A 19,625-nucleotide genomic window follows, 5' to 3' on the forward strand; every position below is an offset into this window, starting at 1 on the left:
CATCTACCCGGCGGTTTGTGCTGTCCACCTGAAGTTGAACACGTGGATGCTGCACCATGAAGCGCGCCAACATGTCACCGACTTGGTAGTCCAGCAGCGCCAGCGGACAACTTAGACGCACGATGCCTTGAGGATCCTCGTGGGTACGATCAATGACTTCCTGCGCAAACTCCGCCTCCACCAGCATTGCCTGACAGCGCTGGTAATACTCTTGGCCAATATCCGTCACAGCAAAGCGCCGACTTGAACGCTGCAGCAGTCGCACGCCCAGGGACTCCTCAAACAGAGCAATACGGCGGCTGAGTTTGGACTTGGGCATACCAAGAGCTCGGCCTGCCGGAGCAAAACCACCATAGTCCACTACCTGGACGAAGTAGTACAAATCATTGAGGTCGCGCATGGGTGGTGACGAAGCAGAGAACCACGGCAAATCTGCCGCACATGATGATTCCGCATTGTGGCGCATCATCAAATCCAGCAGACAACATGAACTTACCTAGCAGTTCTGTGAAACGGTCTGCAGTCGCACACAAGTGCGTGGACATCGCTCCAGGCCTGGGCATGGGCGGTGGGTATGTGCTGCGGCTGCTGAATTAGGTTGCGCAGAGCAGATAGCCGGACTCGCGCCCCTGTCTGCCGTTGTGATGCACGACACCCAGCCTGCTCAGCTGGGCCACCACCTGCATGACGGTTCCCACACTGACAGGAGTCCCCCGAAGGTATAGCTGGCGATATATCTCATCTCTGCTGAGAGCGTGGGGAGCAGAACTCAGCAGGACTTGAAGCACGCCAATTCTGGCGACGGTTGGACGCAGACCTGCTGCCCTCAACCGTTGCATTACGCTTACGCTCTTCAACTCTCGGGCCCTTCCGGCAATCGTCTCCAACCTCCTCCCAAGGCTCTGTAAAGCGCGATGCTCGCCTGAAGGCGCTCCTGTCGTATTTGAACTGCCAGGTCTCGGCTCTGATAGGCCACACGCTGCACATCCAGCAAGGTCTGCAGGTTGTCCGCCCCGGCTTTGTAGCGGCTTTCCGCCAGCGAAAGAGCCCTCTGGGCCTGAGCCACTTCCTCCGCCTGAACCAGCGCCTGTCTTTCTGCGCCGTCAACTGCATTCAATGCAGTTTGAACATCATTGAAGGCTTGCAGAATGGCTTTGCGGTAGCCGATCACAAGCTCCTGCTTTTGCGCTGCAGCCAGCTCCCGGTTCGAAGCAAGTCGCCCTGCATCAAAGATCGGAGCCAGAATTCCCGCTGCCAGAGAAGACAGGGGATTCTCCAGCAGCCTGCTGAGCTTTTCGCTCTCGGAGCTCAGGCCCGCGGTCAGCGTCACGCGGGGCAGCATGGCTGCTCTGGCAGCGGCAAGATTCGCATCCGCCGCAAGCAATTGAGCCTCCGCTTTCGCCACATCCGGCCTGCGTGTTATCAGATCCGCGGGCGTACCCTGGCGAACGCCTGGAATCGCCAGATTCGAAAGACTGGTCTCGCTCACAAGATCCATAGTCCATTGCCCTGACAGCAGTGCCAGCACCGCGTGCGCATCTGCAATCTGTTTTCGGAGCAAAGCCACAACACGCTGCTGTGCAGCAACCTGGCCACGCTGCTGAGCCAGTTCCACGGAGGTCGCTGCACCATAACGGGCTCTGGACTCGACCAGCTTCAAGAGCCGCTCGGAAATCTCCAGATTGAGCTGGGCAATCGCGGCGCGCTCGCGCAAGCCCACACACTGGAGCCAGGCCTGGGCGACTGAGGCAGTGACCGTCAACCTCACGGTCTCACGGTCAAACACGCTGGCCTGCCTGTTGGACTCTGCGGCGTCTCTCAAAGCACGCTGGCGCCCCCAGAAGTCCAGCTCGTAGCTACTCGACAGACCCACTCGCCAAGTGCTGGCGTCTCTTTCCATATGACTGTTCATCGCTGCAGATCTTGTGGCCCCGAAATCTGCATTCAAATCAGGCACCAGGGCCGCACGTGCATAAGCTGCCCGGGCATCCGCCTGCTGCACTCTCGCGACGGCAGCCGCCACATCCAGACTTTGATTCCTGGCTTGCTCAACCAGCGCGCTGAGCTCCGGGCTGCCAAAACTGTGCCACCAACTGGCGCTGACTTGTTCGTTTTCTGCTCCCTGCTCCTGCGCCCAGGCATGAGGAATATCGAGAGACATTCCCCGGGTCTCGTCACTGGATTGCGTTGTCGCGCATCCAGCCAGAGCAAGAGCTGCCAGCACTGCGTTCCATTTGTACATGCCTACTCTCCCGCCAATGCTCGCACGGGCTCCAGACGCGCCGCCGTCCTGGCAGGCATGAAGCCAAACACCAGACCGGTGAGCACCGCACAGGCAAATGCCCCCAGCATGGCTTTCATCGAAAAAATCACAGGCACGCCCGAGACAAGAAGTGTCATTCCGATGCCCAGCCCTGCAAGCAGACCGACACCCCCACCCACAATGGTCACCATGCTGGCTTCCGTAAGGAACTGGCGCAGGATGTCACGCTGGCGAGCCCCAACCGCCATGCGAATGCCGATCTCCCTGGTGCGCTCGCGTACCGTCATCAGCATCACGTTCATGACTCCGATGCCTCCGACCACCAGTGAAACTGCCGCAATCAGCCCCAGCATCACGGCCATGCTCTGGCGTGTTGCTGCTTCGGCCTGAATGCGGGCTGCTGCATTGCCGATTCCGAAGTCTTCCCGCCCCCCGTGGCGCGCCAGCAAAAGACCGCGGATGGACTGCTCGGCCTCGTGAACCTGCTCCGAGGAGCTGGCCTCCACGACCACGTAATCGGGCTGCGTCTGCGCCTGATAGACCCTGGCGCGCCCCGACTGATAGGGAATGAAGACCATGTCGTCATAGTCCTGAGCGCCAGAGTCAGCCCCACGCTCGCTCATGACACCGATGACTTCGAACGCCGAGTTCCCGATGATCAGCTGCAGCCCCAGGGGATTGGCCACCTCCGGGAAAAAATGCTGGTGCGCCTTGTGGCCTATCACCACCAGCGGAGCCAGATCGCGGTCTTCCACATCGGTGAAGTAGCGGCCCTGGGCAACGCGCCAATGGTGAACCAGCGGCATCTCCTCGCTGGCCGCAAACACATAGACCTGCTTGTCAGCCTTGCCATAGCGCACCGTGACAGGGTCCCCAATGACGGGCATTACTCTGCGTATCGCCGGCAACTCCCGCATGGCGGCCAGATCGTCTTCGGTGATCTGGCCCGCAGGTCCGCCGCTGGCCGGCGGCTTGCTGCCCATATAGAGAATGGCTGTTCCCATGGTGCCCATCTGCTCGACCACTTTGCGCCGTGCGCCCTCGCCTATGGCCAGCATGACGATCACCGAGGCCACGCCGATCACGATGCCCAGCAAGGTCAGGCTGGTGCGCACCCGGTTCATGCGCATGCCGCGCCAGGCACTGCGTGCAGCTTCGGAAATCTCAGCCACCCAGGATATTGCCGACGTTGCGGTGTTGCGCTGCGGGGTCAATGGAGGAACCTCTGCGCGGCTCTGAATGCCATCGGGAGCACTGTCATTGACGACACGTCCATCGCTGATTTCGATGATACGCCTTGCCTGAGCCGCAACTTCGCGGTCATGCGTGATCACGATGATGGTGTGTCCCGCATCGGCCAGCTCGCGCAGCAAAGCCATCACCTCGGCGCCGCTATGCGAGTCAAGCGCCCCGGTGGGTTCGTCGGCCAAAATGATGTGGCCGCCATTCATCAACGCCCGCGCAATGGACACACGCTGCTGCTGACCGCCCGATAGCTGATTGGGACGATTTCCCAGACGCGACCCCAGCCCCAGGCGCTCGAGCAGGAGCTGGGCTCTTTGCACCCGCTGCTCCTTGGCCAGGCCTGCATAAATCGCAGGCATCTGCACATTCTCCGAGGCACTTTCACTGGGAATCAGGTGATAGCCCTGAAACACGAAGCCGAAGGCTTCACGACGCAACCAGGCCAGGGCGTCCGAGTCCAGCAGGGACACGTCCTTCCCTTGAAACCGATAGCAACCTTCGCTCGGTTTATCAAGGCAGCCCAGGATATTCATCAAGGTGGACTTGCCCGAACCGGAGCTGCCGACGACGGCCACATACTCACCCGCGCGAATATCCAGATCAATGCCGTGCAACACGGTCACCGAGGGCTGGTCGCCCACTCCGCCATAGTGCTTGCGAATGCCGCGCAGCGAAATCAGCGGAACCTGCTCCATCGCACTCACCATTGCAGCCACCGCAGGCCGCCGGGAATCAGGGTTTCGCCGACGATGACCCGCTCGCCTTCGGCCACACCATCGAGCACCTGCACCTGATGGCGACTTCGTACTCCGAGCTTCACGTTTCGCTGCTCGGGCTTCCGCTTGACTGTCAGCACCCGAACGCTCTGCGATTGCTGATCTTTCTCAGACTGAAGAGCGGTCAATGGAACCGTCAAGGCCTGCTCGGCGCTACCGGTCACAAAGACCACCTGGGCCGTCATCTGCGGCAGCAGTTCCGCGTCCTTGTTATCCACGTCGAACAATGCCGTATAGGTCACGGCCTTGGTGGCCGCCGCAGGTGTCGCCGCATTGCCCGCGGCGGGGGCAACGCTGGCCGGCGGCGCAGGCAGCACCTGCCGCACTCGGCCATTCCAGCGCCGCGCCTGTTCCTGACCTGCACTGCCCAGAGTCGTGAAATAAACGGGCATGTCCGCTCTCACACGCCGCACGTCGGCTTCCGACACATCGGTCCAGACCGTCATGGCCGTGAGATCGGCAATGCGCAAAATATTCGGCGTCTGATAGGTCGCATTCAGAGTCTGGCCTTCACGCGCATCGACGGATACCACCGTGCCGGACATCGGCGCATAGATGCGGGTATATCCCAGACGTGCTTCGTCAGCCTTGAGGCTGGCCTGTGTTTGCTGCATCTGAGCCTTGAGATGGTCGATGCGCGCCGCAGCCCCGGCAACCTGGGCCTCGGCAATCTGCACATCCTCCTGCCTTGTGGCCTCTTCGGCGGCCAGTTGCTGCTGTCGTTTCAGCTGCTGACCAGCCAGTTTCAGCTGTGCCTGCTGCTCCGCGATCTGGGCCCGCAAGCTCGCCAGCGATGCTCTTCCTGCATCCACTGTGGCGCGCTGCACGCTGGGGTCGATCTCCACCAGCAATGCACCTTTCTCGACCCTGGCCCCAGGACTGACCAGCAAACGGGTGATCTGCCCTGAAACCTGAGCCCCCACATCCACATAGGTTCTGGGCTGCAAAGTACCGATGGCAGTGACGGTGGACTCCACATCGCCGCGCTGCACCGCAACACTTTGGTACTCGACCCTGGGCCGACTCCCCCACCACAAGGCAATACCTCCGGCACAGACCAGCAGCAGCCCGAGGCTGCCCCAGCGTTTGATTTGTCCCACCGTCATGAACGTTGCACTTTCCAGAAAACAATTCGCAGTCGCTGCTGAAACCCATGGCCACGGCATGAATTGGAGCGATTGAAGATCAGAAGCCTTGCGCGCTTCAAGGGTTCCGTCACCAAAGGCAGCTGACGCCCCCCAGCAGCGCCGTCACGGCGGCTGCCACAGCCAGGTATCGAGCCGACCAGGAAAGCCCCGCGACCGTCGCGAGAGCCCCCAGACCCCAGAAGCCCAGCACGAGCACGCTGCCAACCGATGCACTCCACCCACGCATGGCAGGCAGGCAGACGGCCAGCAAAAGCAATGCTCCCAGCACACGCAGCGCCATACGATGCGCGGTCGGCACCTCGTCCAGAGATGTCAGTTGCGCGTAATGGCGGTCCATGGCAAAAGCGAGCACTGTCATGCCCCCCAACGAAAGAGCAAAGGCCTGCAAGGATGACTGCCACAAGGTCATGACAGGCTCCCTTGCTTTGCTGCACTTGCGTCCGCAGCCACAGGCAGGTCTTTCGACAATTCACGAGCCATTTGCTTTCGCGCAGGCTTCAAGCCCGATGTCTTGCGCATCCAGGCCCAGGCACCAGCCGCCGCCACTCCGACAGCAACGGCAAAAAGTTCCACCCCCGCGCCCTCCCAGTCACCATCGAGAAGGTATGCAGCAAGCTGATCTCCAGTCGTCACGAGATTCAGCAAAGGCAACAGGAGACAAAGCACAGCCAGTGCTGCCATCTGATCACGCCATGCCAGTGGAGGCGACCTCAGCAGCGCATGTATGAGAGCCAGAATCCACAGCGCAAAAAACACCACCAACTCCCATCTGGAGCGTTGCGAAATCTCGACAGGCAGCAAACGATTGGCCCACAAAAATCCCACACAGGCGATGCCCAGTCCCACGATGGCCGCCACATTCGCGGCTTCAATCATTCGGTAGACCGTGGATGTGCTGGAGCCAAACTCCCCCTGATGCTTGCCCCGCCGTTTGACCATGAAGAGAATCGCTCCAGTGGCCATCATGGCGCTTCCGGCCAGCCCGCAAATGAAGTACATCCACTTCAGCGGCAGCCCTCCATAAGTCGCCATATGCAGCCCGCCGATCACCGATTGCGTGAGTGATGCCGCACCGCCATCCACACCTCCTGGCAAGCGCAACTGCTGCAACTCTCCAGTGGCGGCCGAGAACATGGCCATGCCGCTGCTGGGGCTGAGACGCTTGCTCAGATCGTCCGCGTCATTCCATCCATAGATGCCGATGCGTGCAGCCGCATCGCCCGGGTAATCAATCACCACCGCGCGCACCGGTTGCCCGATCAAGGCCTGCCCGCGCAGCACGAAGGACTCCAGATCCGGTACGGACATGGCCTGGCCCGAACGCTGCGGCTTGCCCGGTTCATTCAGCGCCACCTGGAAAGACTTGACGGCTTCGGCACCGGTACCAAAGTAGGCTGCAATACCGGCAGGCATGAAGGTCGAGCAAGATATGGCGATGCCTGTATAGGCGATCATGAACTGGAAAGGCAAAGTCAGCACCGCCACGGCGTTGTGCATGTCCAGCCAGCTTCTCTGCCCTTTGCGGGCACGGAAGGTGAAGAAGTCCTTGAAGATTCGTCTATGGGTAATCACTCCGCTGACCAGCGCCACCAGCATGGCAAGCGCAGCGATGCCCACGATCCAGAGACCGAGCTGACCCGCGTGCAGCTGATAGTGGAAATCCACAAAATGATGACCGCCCAATGTCTGGCGCACCCTGGGAACTTCGGAAGCATCCACGGCATTTCCGGACGCAGGATCCAGCTGGGCCGCCGCATACTGGCCGTCGCCATCGAACCAGTAGACGCGCAAGTCCCCGCCTCCTTTGGCGTCCGCAGGCCACAGCTCCCACATGTCCGCCCCCGGGTGCTGCCTCTGCATATATGCCATGCCCCACTGCAGACGCTGACTCATAGAAGACGCCGTCTCCCGCTCAGAGCCTGCCTGCAGGGCCTCGGCCTGCTCATGCGCATGATGCTCCGGGGTCATCCAGTGGGTGATGGGCTCCTCGAAGACGGCCAGGGTACCCGTCAGAAAAACGGCATACAGCAGCCAGGAGAACCACAGGCCGCACCAGGTATGCAGCCATGCCTGAGCCTGACGGAAGCTGCCTTTGCCCGCGCCCGATTCCTTCTTTGCCGGCTGCATCAGCGTCCTTTCAGCAAGATCAAGGCAGCAGTGGCTGCAAGCATGGCGAGAATCAGAATGAGCAGCACGCCCCAGATCCGACGCGGCGATGCCGGGCTGAAGGCACCAATCACCACAGCCACGTACCACAGCCAACTGGACTGCATGCCACCCACCATGGTCTCGAGTCGGGCTTGACTCATCGCACCACATAAAACCACCCAGGCACTGGAGACGGCATAGCCTCCCAGCACTGCAGCAGCCAGACGCGATCCCAGTCCCCAGTCAGAGCGCAGCCCATCAGATTGCGACATTTCTACACCCCGTCAGAAACGGCCCTTGAGAGACACGGTAACGGTACGCTTTTCGCCGTAGAAGTTGCCGTAGCCCGCATAACCAACCGTGCTGTAGTAGGTCTTGTCGAACAGGTTGCCGACATTCACGGCTACGCTCCAGTCCTTGTTGAACGCATAGGCAGCACGTGCCGACCAGACCGCATAGCCCGGGGAAGTGAAGTTGTAAGGTGTCCAGGCTCCGTCATAACGGCCCGTTGCCGGGTTGTAAGCGCTGATGCCCGAAGCCCGGTAGTTCGAGCTCTGAGCCACCACACCGCCGCCCACGCTCCAGCCGCGCAAATCGCCGCTCAAGCGATAGTCCGCCCAGGCCTTGAACAGATGGCGCGGCGTGACCGTGCTGAACTGCGCGCTGTCCTTGCGTCTGTCTTCGTTGCTGTTGTAGGTATAGCCCACCGCCAGTTGGAGATTGGGGGTGATTCGTCCCGTCATCTCCAGATCGATGCCCTGGCTCAGCTTGAAGCCGTCGCGGAAATAGCAGCAACCGCCGCGCCAATCGGTCTGGGGGTAAGCGGGGTCGTAAACGGCTTCGCCTTTTTTATCGGTACGAAAGAATGCCGCACTGGCGATCAGATGGGGAGTCGGCTCGCTTTTGACGCCCAGCTCGTAGGTACGGCCACGCACAGGATCCAGAGGCGTCCCTGGCAGCGGTGCAGAGAATTTTCCGGCCTGAGACTGATAGATCTCGGCGGTACTGAAATACAGATTGGTGGACTTGGTCAGCTCATGCATCAGCCCCATATAGGGCACAAAGACATTCGACTCCCGGCTGCTGGCTGTGAGAGCTCCGTTCATGTCGTGCTGGGTATTGCGATCCTGCAGCACATAGCGTCCGCCAAGCACCACTGACCAACGCTCCACGGGACGCAAGCGCAGCGAGCCATAGAGGCCGCTTTTTTGCGTCTTGCCCTGCGAGCCGCTGGTCCAGTCACCGAGCGGATAGCCCGGATCCTGCGGTGGAATCCGGTTGAAGACGTCGGCCGGCCCCACTCTGGGCCACAGGCTTCGGTTGGTATTGCTGTTGCGGTGCTGATCCAGACCCAGGATCACATCATGGCGCTGACCCAAGGCATCAAAGCTGCCCTGCAAATTGATGTCGAAGCTGGTTTCACGCTCGCGTGACTTGGCTTGATGAATCCACCAGTCCGCCCCCTGCAGCGTGACGGGATCCGGCGAACTTTCGATCTCCGCGCCATTCACGCCTTCATTGAAGCGGGTGTGTCTGAGCTGGGTCTTGAGCAGCCAGTCGTTGCCCAGCTGCTGCTCGAGCTTGGCAAAGACCGTGGTGTTTTCGCGATTGATCCAGTTCCAGGGGGCGCCAAAGTTGGTATTGCGCGCAAAGCCGATATCGCTGCCGTCCGCATAGCGCGGCAGGCTGGCATTGAAGCCCGTATTTCTATCTTTCTGATAGCTGGCACCCAATGTGGCAACTGTGCTGGACGTCAGGTCCATCTCCAGCGCCCCATACAGCATCTGCCGCTTGAGCTTGGATGGGGCTGCCATTTCCTTGCGGTCATGGTTCACGGCCACGAAACGGCCACGCAGGGTTCCGCTTTCGTTCAGCGCCCCCGTGGTGTCGAGCTCAGCGCGATAGTTGCTCATGGTTCCGCCCGAAAGCAGAACCTGCGTCTGACGCTTGGCCTGGGGCCGCTTGTAGGTGAAGTTCAGAACTCCGCCCGCCTCGCCCGCGCCGAACAGGCCGTCGGCCCCGCGCAGAACGCTGACGCTGTCGAACTGCGCCATGTCCAGACTGCGGCTGCCTGAACGAGAGGAGCTGGCAGCACCGCCATCGAACCGGAAGTTGGTGATGTTCATGCCGCGGGACAGATAGGTGGTGTCCAGCCAGGTCTCTTCGCGCGTGATCCCGGTGGTGTACTTCATCACATCATCGAGCGTGCGCATGGCCTGATCGTCCATGCGCTGGCGCGTCACCACCGTCACCGACTGCGGAACCTCGCGCAAAGACTGCGCCGCCTTGCCGACCTCCACTCCAGCGGCCACATAGGAGTCGCTTGACTCCCCATATACATTGGGAATGGCCTTTTCCTGCACCGTCACTTCCGCAAGTGTCGAGGCTGCGTCCTCTTGTGCATGGCTGACACCGGGCAGCAGGCAGAGCACACTGACGGCTACAGCCGTGGTGTGAAGACGAAATGGCAAAGCCCCGGCTACGGGGCAAAACGAGTGTTCCAGCATGAGCGTACAAAAACAAACCTGAGGGTTCTCTTCAGGCAGGGGAATGCCGAAGTACCAATGACGCTGTGGCTGGAACGGAAAGACCGTATACGGGCTGGCAGCAAAGAAACAGAACGAGAATCAATCTCAATTTCATTTCCGCGCGAATTGTAAAGCCCAGGTAAAAAAATTGCCACTGTTTTGTAAATAGATAGCGCAGCACTTGGCACTGCGCCGTGCCAAGTGCTGCTGATCGCTGCTCATCGCCTGGGTTGACACCATTCACACAAAGGCATCGGGCCCACTCCAGCAAAGCCGCGGGCGGTTTGGCGGTACATCTGCGCTCCCGCAGGGTCAGAGTGAAAGCGTCCCTGGGAAACCTGGAATTTCCATGCCGGACCTTGAGCCACTTCGGGCTTTATGGCGCACTCATTGCATAGACATCGGTCAATGGCCGCAGAAAATCCTGTGTGCAGGTTTTCTCCTGGGACCCAGGCGCAGCCTTGAAGACAAAGAAAAAGCCCCGGCTGCATAAACAGACGGGGCTTTTATATATCTTGGCAGGGGAAGAAGGATTCGAACCTTCGCATGCTGGAATCAAAATCCAGTGCCTTAACCAGCTTGGCGACTCCCCTAAAGAGATAGCGATTATAGCCCGGTTTTCCCCGGGTTTCAAAGAACACCCATTGCCAAACAAAATCACGGTCAGCGAATCAATGCTTTGATCGGAAGCATTCAACACTTGCCAATGCCTTTCGCCGCACCGAATCGACTTGTTTCTGGCCACCCACGTTTTCTGAGTCATGTGCCTGAGGCCCGGGCTTGCGGGCCATGCGGCGGAGCAGTTCGCCCCCCTCTTTGCCGTCTCTTCCTGCAGACCTCCATGCACTCTTGAATCGGGCTCGATGCACGATGCTCTTCCAATGAACTAGGCTACCGAAGTGGCTTTGTTCCCTCCTCAGCACATTGGCAATGGCTCGCCCATGCAGAGCCCTTGCCGTAGCAAGTGCATCGATCAATCAAGCATGACCTTGGCCTCAAGAATGATCGCCCCACAGGGCAGTTTCAGCGGCGACGGTGGCACTGGTGCAGCCCATCAGGTCGGGGATGCCTTGCTCGGCAAACATTGATACATCGGACACAACCACAAAGGCCCCAGGTCGGCCGTGCAGTAGCAAAGGTGCAGCCCCCACCCCTCACAGCGAGAGAGGGGGCGCCGAACAAAGGCAAGCGACCTAAGGGAAGCGAGCTCGGCCGCTCATGGTTAACAACGACTATGGGTTGCGCTGCAGATAGTCCACGGCCAGCGCGGCCAGCGAACGTGCACCGGTGGGAAGTTGCTTCTCGTCGATGTCGAACAGCGGCGAGTGGTTGGGCGCTGCCTTGGTGAAGTCCTGGCCTGCCGGCGGCGCACCCAGGAAGTAGAAGAATCCCGGCACCACTTTCTGGAACTCCGAGAAGTCCTCGGAACCGCTGACCTTGGGAATCACCATGGCCTTGCCGCCCAGGGCCAGCTTGAGCGCGGGCAGCGAAGCCTCGGTCAGTGCAGCCGGATTGGTGGTGACCGGATAGGCCACGGGGCCGAAGCGCACCTTGGCCTTGGCGCCGCTGGAGGCCGCGATCTGCTCGGCTGTGGCCGTGATTCGCTTGTGCGCTTCCTGACGCATGTCTTCGTCAAAGGTGCGCAGCGTGCCCTGCATCTCGACATTGTCGGGAATGATGTTGTAGCGCGTGCCGCCCTGGATGGAACCAATGGTCAGCACGGCCGGCTCCAGGCTGATGTTGAGCTGGCGGCTGACCACTGTCTGCAGGCCCAGCACCACCTGGCTGGCCGCGACGATGGGATCGACCGCACTCCACGGCGACGAGCCATGGCCGCCCCGGCCCTCAACCTGAATGTTCAGGTTGTCCGAGCCCGCCATCAGCGGCCCGCTGCGGTAGCCCACCATGCCCGAGGGAAGATTGGCCGTGATGTGCAGGCCGTAGATGGCCTGCACATCCTTGAGCACGCCGGCCTCCACCATGGCCTTGGCACCGAAACTGGGTACATGGCCATGGGCATCGGCCTCCACCGGAGCGCCTTCCTCGGCCGGCTGGAAGATGAACTTCACCGTGCCCGGCAGCCTGGTGCGCATGCCTGCCAGCGCCTCGGCTGCGCCCATGAGCATGGCCACGTGGGCATCGTGCCCGCAGGCATGCATGACCGAGACCTGCTTGCCCATGTACTGTGACTTGGCCTTGGAGGCAAAGGGCAGGCCCGTCTTCTCGGCCACGGGCAGTGCATCCATATCGGCGCGCAGGGCCACTGTCTTGCCCGGCCGGCCGCCGCGCAGCACCCCCACCACGCCCGTGCCGCCCACGCCGGTCTGCACCTCCATGCCCAGGCGGCGCAGGTGATCGGCCACCAGTTTCGCCGTGCGTTCCTCCTGGCCCGACAGTTCGGGATGCTGGTGAATGTCGCGACGCCACTCCACCATCTTGGGCGCCAGCGGCTCAATGGCGGCATCCAGCGCCGCCAGAGCCTGGGCATCCAGCCCCTGCGCGCTGGCTGCCAGCGGCAGGCCGCAGACCAGCAAGCCGGCCAGCGCAATGCGGCGCAGGCCTGTGCGGGGTGGTTTGGAAAGCTTTGTCTCGGACTGTTTGTGAAGCATCTTCGTGACCCTGAAAAATGGCACAAGCAGTCATGCTAAAAGTGAAGCGCCTGTGACAGACACGGCAAAATCGCCATTCGAGGAGTCAGAAACGCCATGCCCCGGACCTTCGTCATCGAGCTGCCCTGCCTGGAACACAGCGCCACAGGCCACGCCGCGCATCTCGTGGAGATGCTGCGAAGCGCCAACCTCGTTGCCGGCCTGCGCCTGGGCCGGCGCGCACCGCGCTTTGGCTGGCGCTGGGTCGATGGCCGGGGCCGGCCCCTGCCGGCCATGCCGCACACGGCCGAAGGCGCACTGGCCGAAGGTCCGGTACATGCCGTCTTCGCAAGCGCGCTGCACTGCCCGGACATTCCATCCATCCGCGACATCGTCGCCGCGCATCCGGACTTCACGCAGCGCATCGCCACAGCCTTCGACCAGGGCCTGACCGTGTGTACGCTGGGCAGCGGCGCCTGGTTCGCGGCCGCCAGCGGGCGCTGCGAGGGCCGCCGTGTGGCCCTTCCCTGGTATTTCATGGGCGGATTCGGACTGGACTTTGCCGGCATAGAACTTGCCGAGGGCCAACCCTTTGTGGACGACAGGCCCTGGCTCAGCGCCTCCCACGCCGAAGCCCTAGTACCCCTGGCTCTGGCGCTCACGCGCCATGCCTTCGGCGACGACCTGGCCGAGGCGCTGGCCGCCGTTGTGCAGCCCGACCCCCAGCGCGAACGCGCCACGCGCGCCGCCATGCAGGATCGCCGCATTCCCGCCACGCGGACCAGCGTGCTAGCCCATGCCATAGCCTGGCTGGAGACGCGCGTGGAGCAGCCCTATGACCTGCGGTCGCTGGCGGACGCGGTATCGGCCAGCCCGCGCACCCTGCTGCGCCACTTCCAGCAGGAGTTGGGGCACAGCCCGCTCGATCACCTGCACCGCCTGCGCTGCGCACGGGCTCGGGTGCTGCTGGAGATCACGCTGGAGAGCGTGCCCTCCGTGGCGCTGGCCTGCGGATATGAGGATGCCTCGGCGTTCCGGCGGGTGTTCGCCCGGTATGTGGGAATGACGCCCGCGGCCTATCGAAAAAGACATGCATTGAGGGCTCCGAGGAGGCGGTGGCGCGTCGCCGCCAGCGAGATTGTGCGGCCTTGACGGCACCGCAAGCTGGCGTAGATCTCATCTGACTGTCGCGGGCTTGTTCGGCAGGGGTTGCCACGATGCAGCCATCTCTACTTCGCACCGTAGGCCAATGAGGAGATCCCTCTGCATTCACCTCCCCCGCAGGCCGCGTCATTTCTCTTGAGGCCTGTGTCGCTCCCTGCCGGGGACAAACCAGGCCAGCAAGCCTAGTCCAGCGTCACCTTGGCCTCGCGAATGACCTTGCCCCATTTGGCAGTTTCAGCGGCAATGAAGCGATCGCACTCCTCCGGTGTCGAACCTTCTGCAAACGTACCCATGGTCTGCTGCATGCGCTGCGAAATCTCAGGACTGCGAATGATGCGAGCGACTTCGGCGGACATGCGCTGCACGATCTCCTTGGACACTCCTGCCGGTGCAATCATCGCTGCCCAGGTGCTGCCCATCAGGTCGGGGATGCCTTGCTCGGCAAATGTCGGTACATCGGGCAAAACCGCCAGTCGCTTTTCGCTGGCCACGCCAATCAGACGAATGCGACCGGCCTTGGCAGGCTGGATCAGATTGGGCGGAGGATCGAGGAACAGCGGGATCTGACCACCCATGAGGTCGGTCAGTGCCGGTGCGGCCCCCTTGTAGGGCACATGGGTCATATCCGTCTTGGTCAGCAGCTTCATCAACTCGGTTGTCAGATGCGCGCTGGAGCCGCTTCCCGAGGAACCAAAGCTGACCTTGCCAGGATGTGCCTTGGCATAGGCAATCAGCTCCCGCGTGGTCTTGAACGGAGCATTGTTGGATACTGCTGCAACCAGAGGCGAGATCCCCATCAGAGACACGCCGACCAGATCCTTGCCGGGGTTGTAGGGCAGCTTGGGATACAGCGTGGTGTTGGCCGCATAAGCGGCAATCACCACGCCGAACGTGTAGCCATCAGGTGCAGACTTTGCCACCTGATCCACACCGATGAGACTGTTCGCACCAGGCTTGTTTTCGATGACGATGGGCTGGCCCAGCGCTTTCTGCAAACCCACTTGCAGCAGACGTGCCATCTGATCGGTGAAGCCGCCCGCCGTGTAGGGGACGACGATGCGTATGGGCTTGGAGGGCCAGGGGCTCTGGGCCCAGACCGAGGAAGCCAGCATGGCGGCGCCGGCTGCGGCGCTCGATTGAAGAAAGCTGCGGCGAGATGTCGAAGGCATGAATGTCTCTTGGTTCTTGCGAGGATAAAGCGCCGCGCGGCAGCGCGACAGGGAAAGGGAAATACGTCTCAGTATCCGCGGGCCACGTCCACCAGGTTGAGCAAGGGCTCGCCCGCACGCAGGCGGCGCAGATTCTCAAGGCACTGGCGGGCCACGGTGTCGGCTGAAGCCTGAGCCGCGATATGCGGAGTGACAAAGGCCTTGGGGTGCCCCCACACCTTGTTGCCGGGCTGGGGGGGCTCCTCGCGCAGCACGTCCAGCGCGGCGCCGGCCAGATGGCCTTCATCGAGTAGAGCCAGCAGTTCATCCTCGACCACTTGCTCGCCGCGCCCCACATTGATGAAATAGGCGCCGCGCGGCAGCAGGGAGAGCGTGCGGCGGTTCAACAGATCGCGCGTCTCGTGCGTAAGCGGCAAGGCGCAGACCAGAATGTCGCTGCCCGACAGCAGCTGCTGCAGACCCTCGGCACCGCTGTGGGTGGTCAGGCCGGCAATGTTCTTGGCGCTGCGGCTCCAGCCCGCGACAGGATAGCCCACGGCCTGCATGGCAGCAGCCACGAAGCGACCGACCTCGCCCAGACCCAGAATGCCCACGCGGCAGTCGGCGCTGGCGCGCACGGGGCGGCGCAGCCAGTCACCCGCCTGCTGCTGGCGCGCGAACAGATCCAGCTCGCGCGTATGGCGCAGCGCGGTGCCGACCACATACTGAGCGATCTCCACATGCTGCTGCGGATCGACGGTGCGCGCCACGGGCAGGCCAGCCGGCAGATCGGGCACGGCCAGCAGCTTGTCCACACCGGCACTGGGTGCGCACAGCAGCTTGAGTTGCGGATAGGCCGGCAGCACGCCGGGCTTGAGGCTCCAGGCGAGCATGGCTTCGACCTCGGTAGCAGGCGCCTCGTCGCGGTGGGCCCAGACGCGCAGATCGGGTGCCAGCGCACGCAGCGACTCGACGATGGGCGTGCCCATGCTGGGGTGGATGTTGACCAGAATTCCCATGGTTTCCTTCAGTCCTTGTAAGACGGATCGATGCGATCCAGACGGCGCAACAGGCCCGGCCAGGCCAGGCCCGCGCCCTTGCCCTTGGTGACCTGACGCGACTGGTTGACCGCGTCGGCAATGATGGGCTGCGGGATACGCGTCAGCTCGCTGCCGCCCGACTGCGCGAGGATCTGGATGCGGCAGGCCGACTCCAGCGTGTACATGGCCAGCACGGCCTCGGCCACGCTGCGGCCGCAGGTGAGCAGCCCGTGGTTGCGCAGGATGAGGAAGTTGCTCGCACCCAGATCGTCCAACAGACGCGGCTTCTCGTCATCGCGCAGAGCCACGCCCTCGTAGTCGTGGTATGCCAGGCGCACCAGCGGGAAGATGGACTGCTGCGAGATGGGCAACAGTCCATCCTTTTGCGCCGACACGGCCACGCCGTAGCGAGTGTGCGTGTGCAGCACACACTGCACCTCGGGCCGGCCGTCGTGGATGGCGCTGTGGATGACAAAACCGGCGGGGTTGACGTCGTACTCGGTCTCCATCAACGGCTGGCCCTCGTGATCGACCTTGACCAGGCTGGACGCGGTGATCTCGTCGAACAGCATGCCGTACGGATTGATCAGGAACTGGCCGGGCTGTCCCGGCACGCGTGCCGAGATGTGGGTGAAAATCAGGTCGTCCCAGCCGAAGTGGGCGACCAGCCGGTAGGCGGCAGCCAGTTCGACGCGAGTCTGCCATTCCTCGGGCGTCACCTGGCGGCGGACTTCGGACATCGTGGTGTCATGGCTCATGGGATATGTCTCGTGATGGGCATCGTGAAATGGAAGACAGGCTCAGCGCTCCGCAGCGTACTGGTCGCGCAGCTCGCGCTTGAGAACCTTGCCGATGGCACTGCGCGGCAGCTCGGCGATGAAGCGCAGGTCGGCCAGACGCTGGGTCTTGCCGGCTTGCTGGTTGTACCAGCCCATGATCTCCTCGGGCCGGGCCGGCTGGCCCGTGCGCGACACCACATAAGCCACGGGCGTCTCGCCCCATTGCTCGGAGGGCACGCCGACAACGGCCACGTCGTCCACGGCCGGATGGACACGCAACTGAGCCTCCAGGTCGCTGGGATAGATGTTGAAGCCGCCGCTGATGATCATGTCCTTGCGACGGTCGAACAGGGTCAGAAAGCCGTCGGCATCGAAGCGACCCACATCGCCTGTACGGATGAAGCGCTTGCCCGTGGCATCGAACCATTCGGCCTCGCGCGTCTTGGCAGGCTGACCGTGGTAGCCGCTCATCATGCTGACCGAATGGCCCACGACCTCGCCGTCCGCGCCGGGGGCGACCTCGCGGCCCTCCTCGTCGATGAGGCGGATGTCATGGCCCTCGGCGGGCTGGCCCACGGTGTGCAGCTTGTCCGGGTACAGATGGGCTTCGAGGATGCAGGTGCCCCCGCCTTCGGTCATGCCATAGAACTCGGTCAGGCTGCCGGGCCAGCGTGCCACCACATCGGCCTTGAGTTCTGCGCGAAACGGTGCGCTGGTGCAGAACTTGGCCTGAAAGCTCGACAGGTCATGCTCGCCGAATTGCGGCAGCGCCATGATGCGCTGGTACTGAACAGGCACCAGCATGGTGTGGGTGACGCGGTGCTGCTGGGCCAGTTGCAAATAGCGCCCCGCGTCGAACTTGGGCATCAGCACCACGCAGCCGCCGCTGCCCAGCGTGGGGAAGAACACCACCAGCGTGGTGTTGGAGTACAGCGGCGTGGCCAGCAGCGTCGTGCCCTCGGGGCCGTAGCCATAGACACCGCCCCGGTTGATATGGGTCCAGCGCATGCCGTGCGACTGCACGATGCCCTTGGGAGTCCCCGTGGTGCCCGAGGAATAGATGATGTTGAACGGTGCCTCGGGCGCAAGGCTCACGGCAGCGGGCTGCGCGCCTTCGGGCGCCAGCCAGTCCTCGAAGGCACGGCCCGGCGCCACGCCGTCCAGCGAGATGCATTGCAGTCCGGTGTCTGCGGGCACCAGGTCCTGGGCCGCCTTGTCGAGGAACAGATGGCGTGCCTGGGCATCGCGCAACATGGAAGCCAGGCTCTCGGCCGTGGAGGATGGCGCCAGCGGCGCGACCACCACGCCTGCGCGCAGGGCTCCAAGGAATAGCGCGGCATAGCGCACGGAATTCAACGCGCAGATGGCGATGGCCTGGCCGGGCTGCACACCTTCGCGCTGCAAGGCTGCGGCCACGCGGTCCATGAGGGCGTCGAGCTGGGCGTAGCTCAGCGTCTGCTGGTCGTCGCGCAGCGCGGCATGGCCGGGCTGCTGGCACGCATGGCTGCGGATCAGCTCGGCCAGCGTGGTGAAGGGTGCATCGGGCGAAGGCAGGGAAACAGTCATGAGGGGCTCCGTTTCAGGAATTCACGAATCTCAAGCGGACTGCACCTGCGGGCCCCACGGCCCTGCGGGCGCATTGGAGGACAGGCCTATTTGGCAGCCAGGCCCAGGCGGTCGATCAGGACCTTGTCCTTGGCGTAGGCCTCGCGCACCCATTGCGCGTAGTCGGCACCCGAGCGGTACCAGGCGTCCTGGTTGAGCTGCCTGAGCACCTCGACATGGCGCGGATCGTCCATGGCCTTCTTGAAGGCGTCGTGCAGCTTGCGCACCACGGCCGGGTCCATGCCCTTGGGCCCCGCCAGGCCGTAGGGCGAGGTGGAGACCACGCCATAGCCCAGCTCCTTGGCCGTGGGCACGTCGGGCCAGCGCTGGGTGCGCTTTTCACCGAAGGTCATGAGCAGACGCATCTGGCCGCCATTCACATAGGTGTCCCAGCCCGAGGCATCGCTTTGCGCGGCCACATGACCGCCCAGCAGGGCCTGCTGCAGGTCGGCATTGCCCTTGAAAGGCACATGATTGAGAGTGACCTTGGCGTTCTCGGCCAGCTCCTCCATCAGCAGATGCGGCGAGGAACCTATGCCCGTGGAACCGTATTCGATCTTGCCGGGAGTCTTGCGCGCGGCGGCGATGTACTCGTTGAAGCTTTTGTAGGGTGAATCCGAGCGCACCGTGAAACCGAAGGTATAGCCCGAGACGCCGATGATGTAGCTGAAGTCCGTGACCGGGTTCCAGGCGGTCTTTTGCATATGCGCCATGCGCAGCATGGACATGGGGAACTGGGTGATGGTGTAGCCATCTGGCTTGGCAGTGCGCGCCATGGTGCCGGGGCCCAGCGTGCCGCCCGCGCCGGGCTTGTTCTCGACGATGATGGGCTGGCCCAGGTGCTTGCCTGCGATGTCGGCCAGCGTACGCATATGGCGGTCTGTGGGGCCGCCGGCCGGGAACGGCACGATCAGCGTGACCGGTCGCGCGGGATAGTCGCCGGACTGTGCCCAGGCTGATGCGCCGATGCCTGCGGCAGTCACAAAAGCGGCTGTGGCGAGCACCAGGCTGCGTCGGTCAAGGGAAATCTGCATGTCTTGTCTCCTGAATCTCTGAACCAGGTGGGGCCGGGGCACATCCTTGTGTGCCGCTCTGACCATGGCCCGGACAACGTTGTCCGGGCCGTTGACACCGCCCTGTTGCGGGGTGCCATGGCAAGGCTTAGATCGCCTTCACCAGCTCCGGCACTGCCT

16 protein-coding genes and 1 tRNA gene are annotated in these 19,625 nt (G+C 62.6%); 1 reads left to right on the forward strand and 16 read right to left on the reverse strand.

Features of this window, described 5'->3' with window-relative positions; translation table 11 throughout:
• The 11 genes from CSE6_RS25255 to CSE6_RS25305 form a co-directional block, all read right to left on the reverse strand.
• Nucleotides 1-400 (reverse strand): LysR family transcriptional regulator (locus CSE6_RS25255; protein ID WP_152668667.1); only part of this gene is annotated, 400 nt, incomplete at its 3' end.
• A gap of 193 nt (nt 401-593) precedes the next feature.
• The gene (locus CSE6_RS26860; protein WP_034359593.1) at nt 594-839 is read right to left on the reverse strand and encodes a transcriptional repressor; all 246 of its coding nucleotides are present in this window, start codon (nt 837-839) and stop codon (nt 594-596) included.
• A gap of 14 nt (nt 840-853) precedes the next feature.
• Nucleotides 854-2,242: an efflux transporter outer membrane subunit gene (locus tag CSE6_RS25265; protein ID WP_034382535.1), complete on the reverse strand. Its 1,389-nt coding sequence runs from the start codon at nt 2,240-2,242 to the stop codon at nt 854-856.
• 2 nt (nt 2,243-2,244) lie between these two features.
• Entirely contained in the window at nt 2,245-4,203 is a 1,959-nt protein-coding gene (locus tag CSE6_RS25270; protein ID WP_274522638.1) for an ABC transporter permease, read from the reverse strand.
• Nucleotides 4,204-4,208: 5 nt separating this feature from the next.
• Nucleotides 4,209-5,390, reverse strand: a complete 1,182-nt coding sequence (locus CSE6_RS25275; protein WP_034382537.1) for an efflux RND transporter periplasmic adaptor subunit — start codon at nt 5,388-5,390, stop codon at nt 4,209-4,211.
• 109 nt (nt 5,391-5,499) lie between these two features.
• Nucleotides 5,500-5,841: a DUF3325 domain-containing protein gene (locus CSE6_RS25280; RefSeq protein WP_059441824.1), complete on the reverse strand. Its 342-nt coding sequence runs from the start codon at nt 5,839-5,841 to the stop codon at nt 5,500-5,502.
• The gene (locus tag CSE6_RS25285; RefSeq protein ID WP_059441825.1) at nt 5,838-7,559 is read right to left on the reverse strand and encodes a PepSY domain-containing protein; all 1,722 of its coding nucleotides are present in this window, start codon (nt 7,557-7,559) and stop codon (nt 5,838-5,840) included. The genes CSE6_RS25280 and CSE6_RS25285 overlap by 4 nt, the downstream gene beginning before the upstream one ends.
• Nucleotides 7,559-7,852, reverse strand: a complete 294-nt coding sequence (locus CSE6_RS25290; RefSeq protein WP_034359605.1) for a hypothetical protein — start codon at nt 7,850-7,852, stop codon at nt 7,559-7,561. The genes CSE6_RS25285 and CSE6_RS25290 overlap by 1 nt, the downstream gene beginning before the upstream one ends.
• Nucleotides 7,853-7,864: 12 nt before the next feature.
• Nucleotides 7,865-10,051, reverse strand: coding sequence for a TonB-dependent siderophore receptor (locus tag CSE6_RS25295; protein ID WP_238585814.1), 2,187 nt, complete (start codon nt 10,049-10,051; stop codon nt 7,865-7,867).
• Nucleotides 10,052-10,624: 573 nt separating this feature from the next.
• Nucleotides 10,625-10,701: transfer RNA gene (locus CSE6_RS25300), tRNA-Gln, on the reverse strand.
• Between the two features lie 639 nt (nt 10,702-11,340).
• Nucleotides 11,341-12,717 carry an amidohydrolase gene (locus tag CSE6_RS25305; protein WP_059441827.1) on the reverse strand — a complete coding sequence of 459 codons (1,377 nt, stop codon included), beginning with the start codon at nt 12,715-12,717 and terminating at the stop codon, nt 11,341-11,343.
• Between the two features lie 96 nt (nt 12,718-12,813).
• Here CSE6_RS25305 and CSE6_RS25310 point away from each other — a divergent pair, with 96 nt between their 5' ends.
• Nucleotides 12,814-13,848, forward strand: a complete 1,035-nt coding sequence (locus CSE6_RS25310) for a GlxA family transcriptional regulator (protein ID WP_034382524.1) — start codon at nt 12,814-12,816, stop codon at nt 13,846-13,848.
• Nucleotides 13,849-14,042: 194 nt separating this feature from the next.
• Here CSE6_RS25310 and CSE6_RS25315 read toward each other — a convergent pair whose 3' ends face one another.
• From CSE6_RS25315 to CSE6_RS25335, 5 genes are all read right to left on the reverse strand, one after another.
• Nucleotides 14,043-15,029: a tripartite tricarboxylate transporter substrate binding protein gene (locus CSE6_RS25315; protein WP_059441828.1), complete on the reverse strand. Its 987-nt coding sequence runs from the start codon at nt 15,027-15,029 to the stop codon at nt 14,043-14,045.
• 68 nt (nt 15,030-15,097) lie between these two features.
• Entirely contained in the window at nt 15,098-16,027 is a 930-nt protein-coding gene (locus CSE6_RS25320) for a glyoxylate/hydroxypyruvate reductase A (protein ID WP_034408382.1), read from the reverse strand.
• Between the two features lie 8 nt (nt 16,028-16,035).
• Nucleotides 16,036-16,806 carry a class II aldolase/adducin family protein gene (locus tag CSE6_RS25325; protein ID WP_059441829.1) on the reverse strand — a complete coding sequence of 257 codons (771 nt, stop codon included), beginning with the start codon at nt 16,804-16,806 and terminating at the stop codon, nt 16,036-16,038.
• A 42-nt stretch (nt 16,807-16,848) separates the two neighbouring features.
• The gene (locus tag CSE6_RS25330; protein WP_059441830.1) at nt 16,849-18,393 is read right to left on the reverse strand and encodes a class I adenylate-forming enzyme family protein; all 1,545 of its coding nucleotides are present in this window, start codon (nt 18,391-18,393) and stop codon (nt 16,849-16,851) included.
• 86 nt (nt 18,394-18,479) lie between these two features.
• Nucleotides 18,480-19,466, reverse strand: coding sequence for a tripartite tricarboxylate transporter substrate binding protein (locus CSE6_RS25335; protein ID WP_059441831.1), 987 nt, complete (start codon nt 19,464-19,466; stop codon nt 18,480-18,482).
• Nucleotides 19,467-19,625: the final 159 nt, after the last annotated feature.

Source organism: Comamonas sp. E6 (assembly GCF_001010305.1).
Taxonomy (GTDB): Bacteria; Pseudomonadota; Gammaproteobacteria; order Burkholderiales; family Burkholderiaceae_C; genus Comamonas; species Comamonas thiooxydans.

What these genes read in the sequence shown, in the direction of transcription:
- CSE6_RS26860 (WP_034359593.1), bottom strand. Translation starts at nt 839, where the DNA reads ATGCAACGGTTGAGGGCAGCAGGTCTGCGTCCAACCGTCGCCAGAATT.
- CSE6_RS25265 (WP_034382535.1), bottom strand. Translation starts at nt 2,242, where the DNA reads ATGTACAAATGGAACGCAGTGCTGGCAGCTCTTGCTCTGGCTGGATGC.
- CSE6_RS25270 (WP_274522638.1), bottom strand. Translation starts at nt 4,203, where the DNA reads ATGGAGCAGGTTCCGCTGATTTCGCTGCGCGGCATTCGCAAGCACTAT.
- CSE6_RS25275 (WP_034382537.1), bottom strand. Translation starts at nt 5,390, where the DNA reads ATGACGGTGGGACAAATCAAACGCTGGGGCAGCCTCGGGCTGCTGCTG.
- CSE6_RS25280 (WP_059441824.1), bottom strand. Translation starts at nt 5,841, where the DNA reads ATGACCTTGTGGCAGTCATCCTTGCAGGCCTTTGCTCTTTCGTTGGGG.
- CSE6_RS25285 (WP_059441825.1), bottom strand. Translation starts at nt 7,559, where the DNA reads ATGCAGCCGGCAAAGAAGGAATCGGGCGCGGGCAAAGGCAGCTTCCGT.
- CSE6_RS25290 (WP_034359605.1), bottom strand. Translation starts at nt 7,852, where the DNA reads ATGTCGCAATCTGATGGGCTGCGCTCTGACTGGGGACTGGGATCGCGT.
- CSE6_RS25305 (WP_059441827.1), bottom strand. Translation starts at nt 12,717, where the DNA reads ATGCTTCACAAACAGTCCGAGACAAAGCTTTCCAAACCACCCCGCACA.
- CSE6_RS25310 (WP_034382524.1), top strand. Translation starts at nt 12,814, where the DNA reads ATGCCCCGGACCTTCGTCATCGAGCTGCCCTGCCTGGAACACAGCGCC.
- CSE6_RS25315 (WP_059441828.1), bottom strand. Translation starts at nt 15,029, where the DNA reads ATGCCTTCGACATCTCGCCGCAGCTTTCTTCAATCGAGCGCCGCAGCC.
- CSE6_RS25320 (WP_034408382.1), bottom strand. Translation starts at nt 16,027, where the DNA reads ATGGGAATTCTGGTCAACATCCACCCCAGCATGGGCACGCCCATCGTC.
- CSE6_RS25325 (WP_059441829.1), bottom strand. Translation starts at nt 16,806, where the DNA reads ATGAGCCATGACACCACGATGTCCGAAGTCCGCCGCCAGGTGACGCCC.
- CSE6_RS25330 (WP_059441830.1), bottom strand. Translation starts at nt 18,393, where the DNA reads ATGACTGTTTCCCTGCCTTCGCCCGATGCACCCTTCACCACGCTGGCC.
- CSE6_RS25335 (WP_059441831.1), bottom strand. Translation starts at nt 19,466, where the DNA reads ATGCAGATTTCCCTTGACCGACGCAGCCTGGTGCTCGCCACAGCCGCT.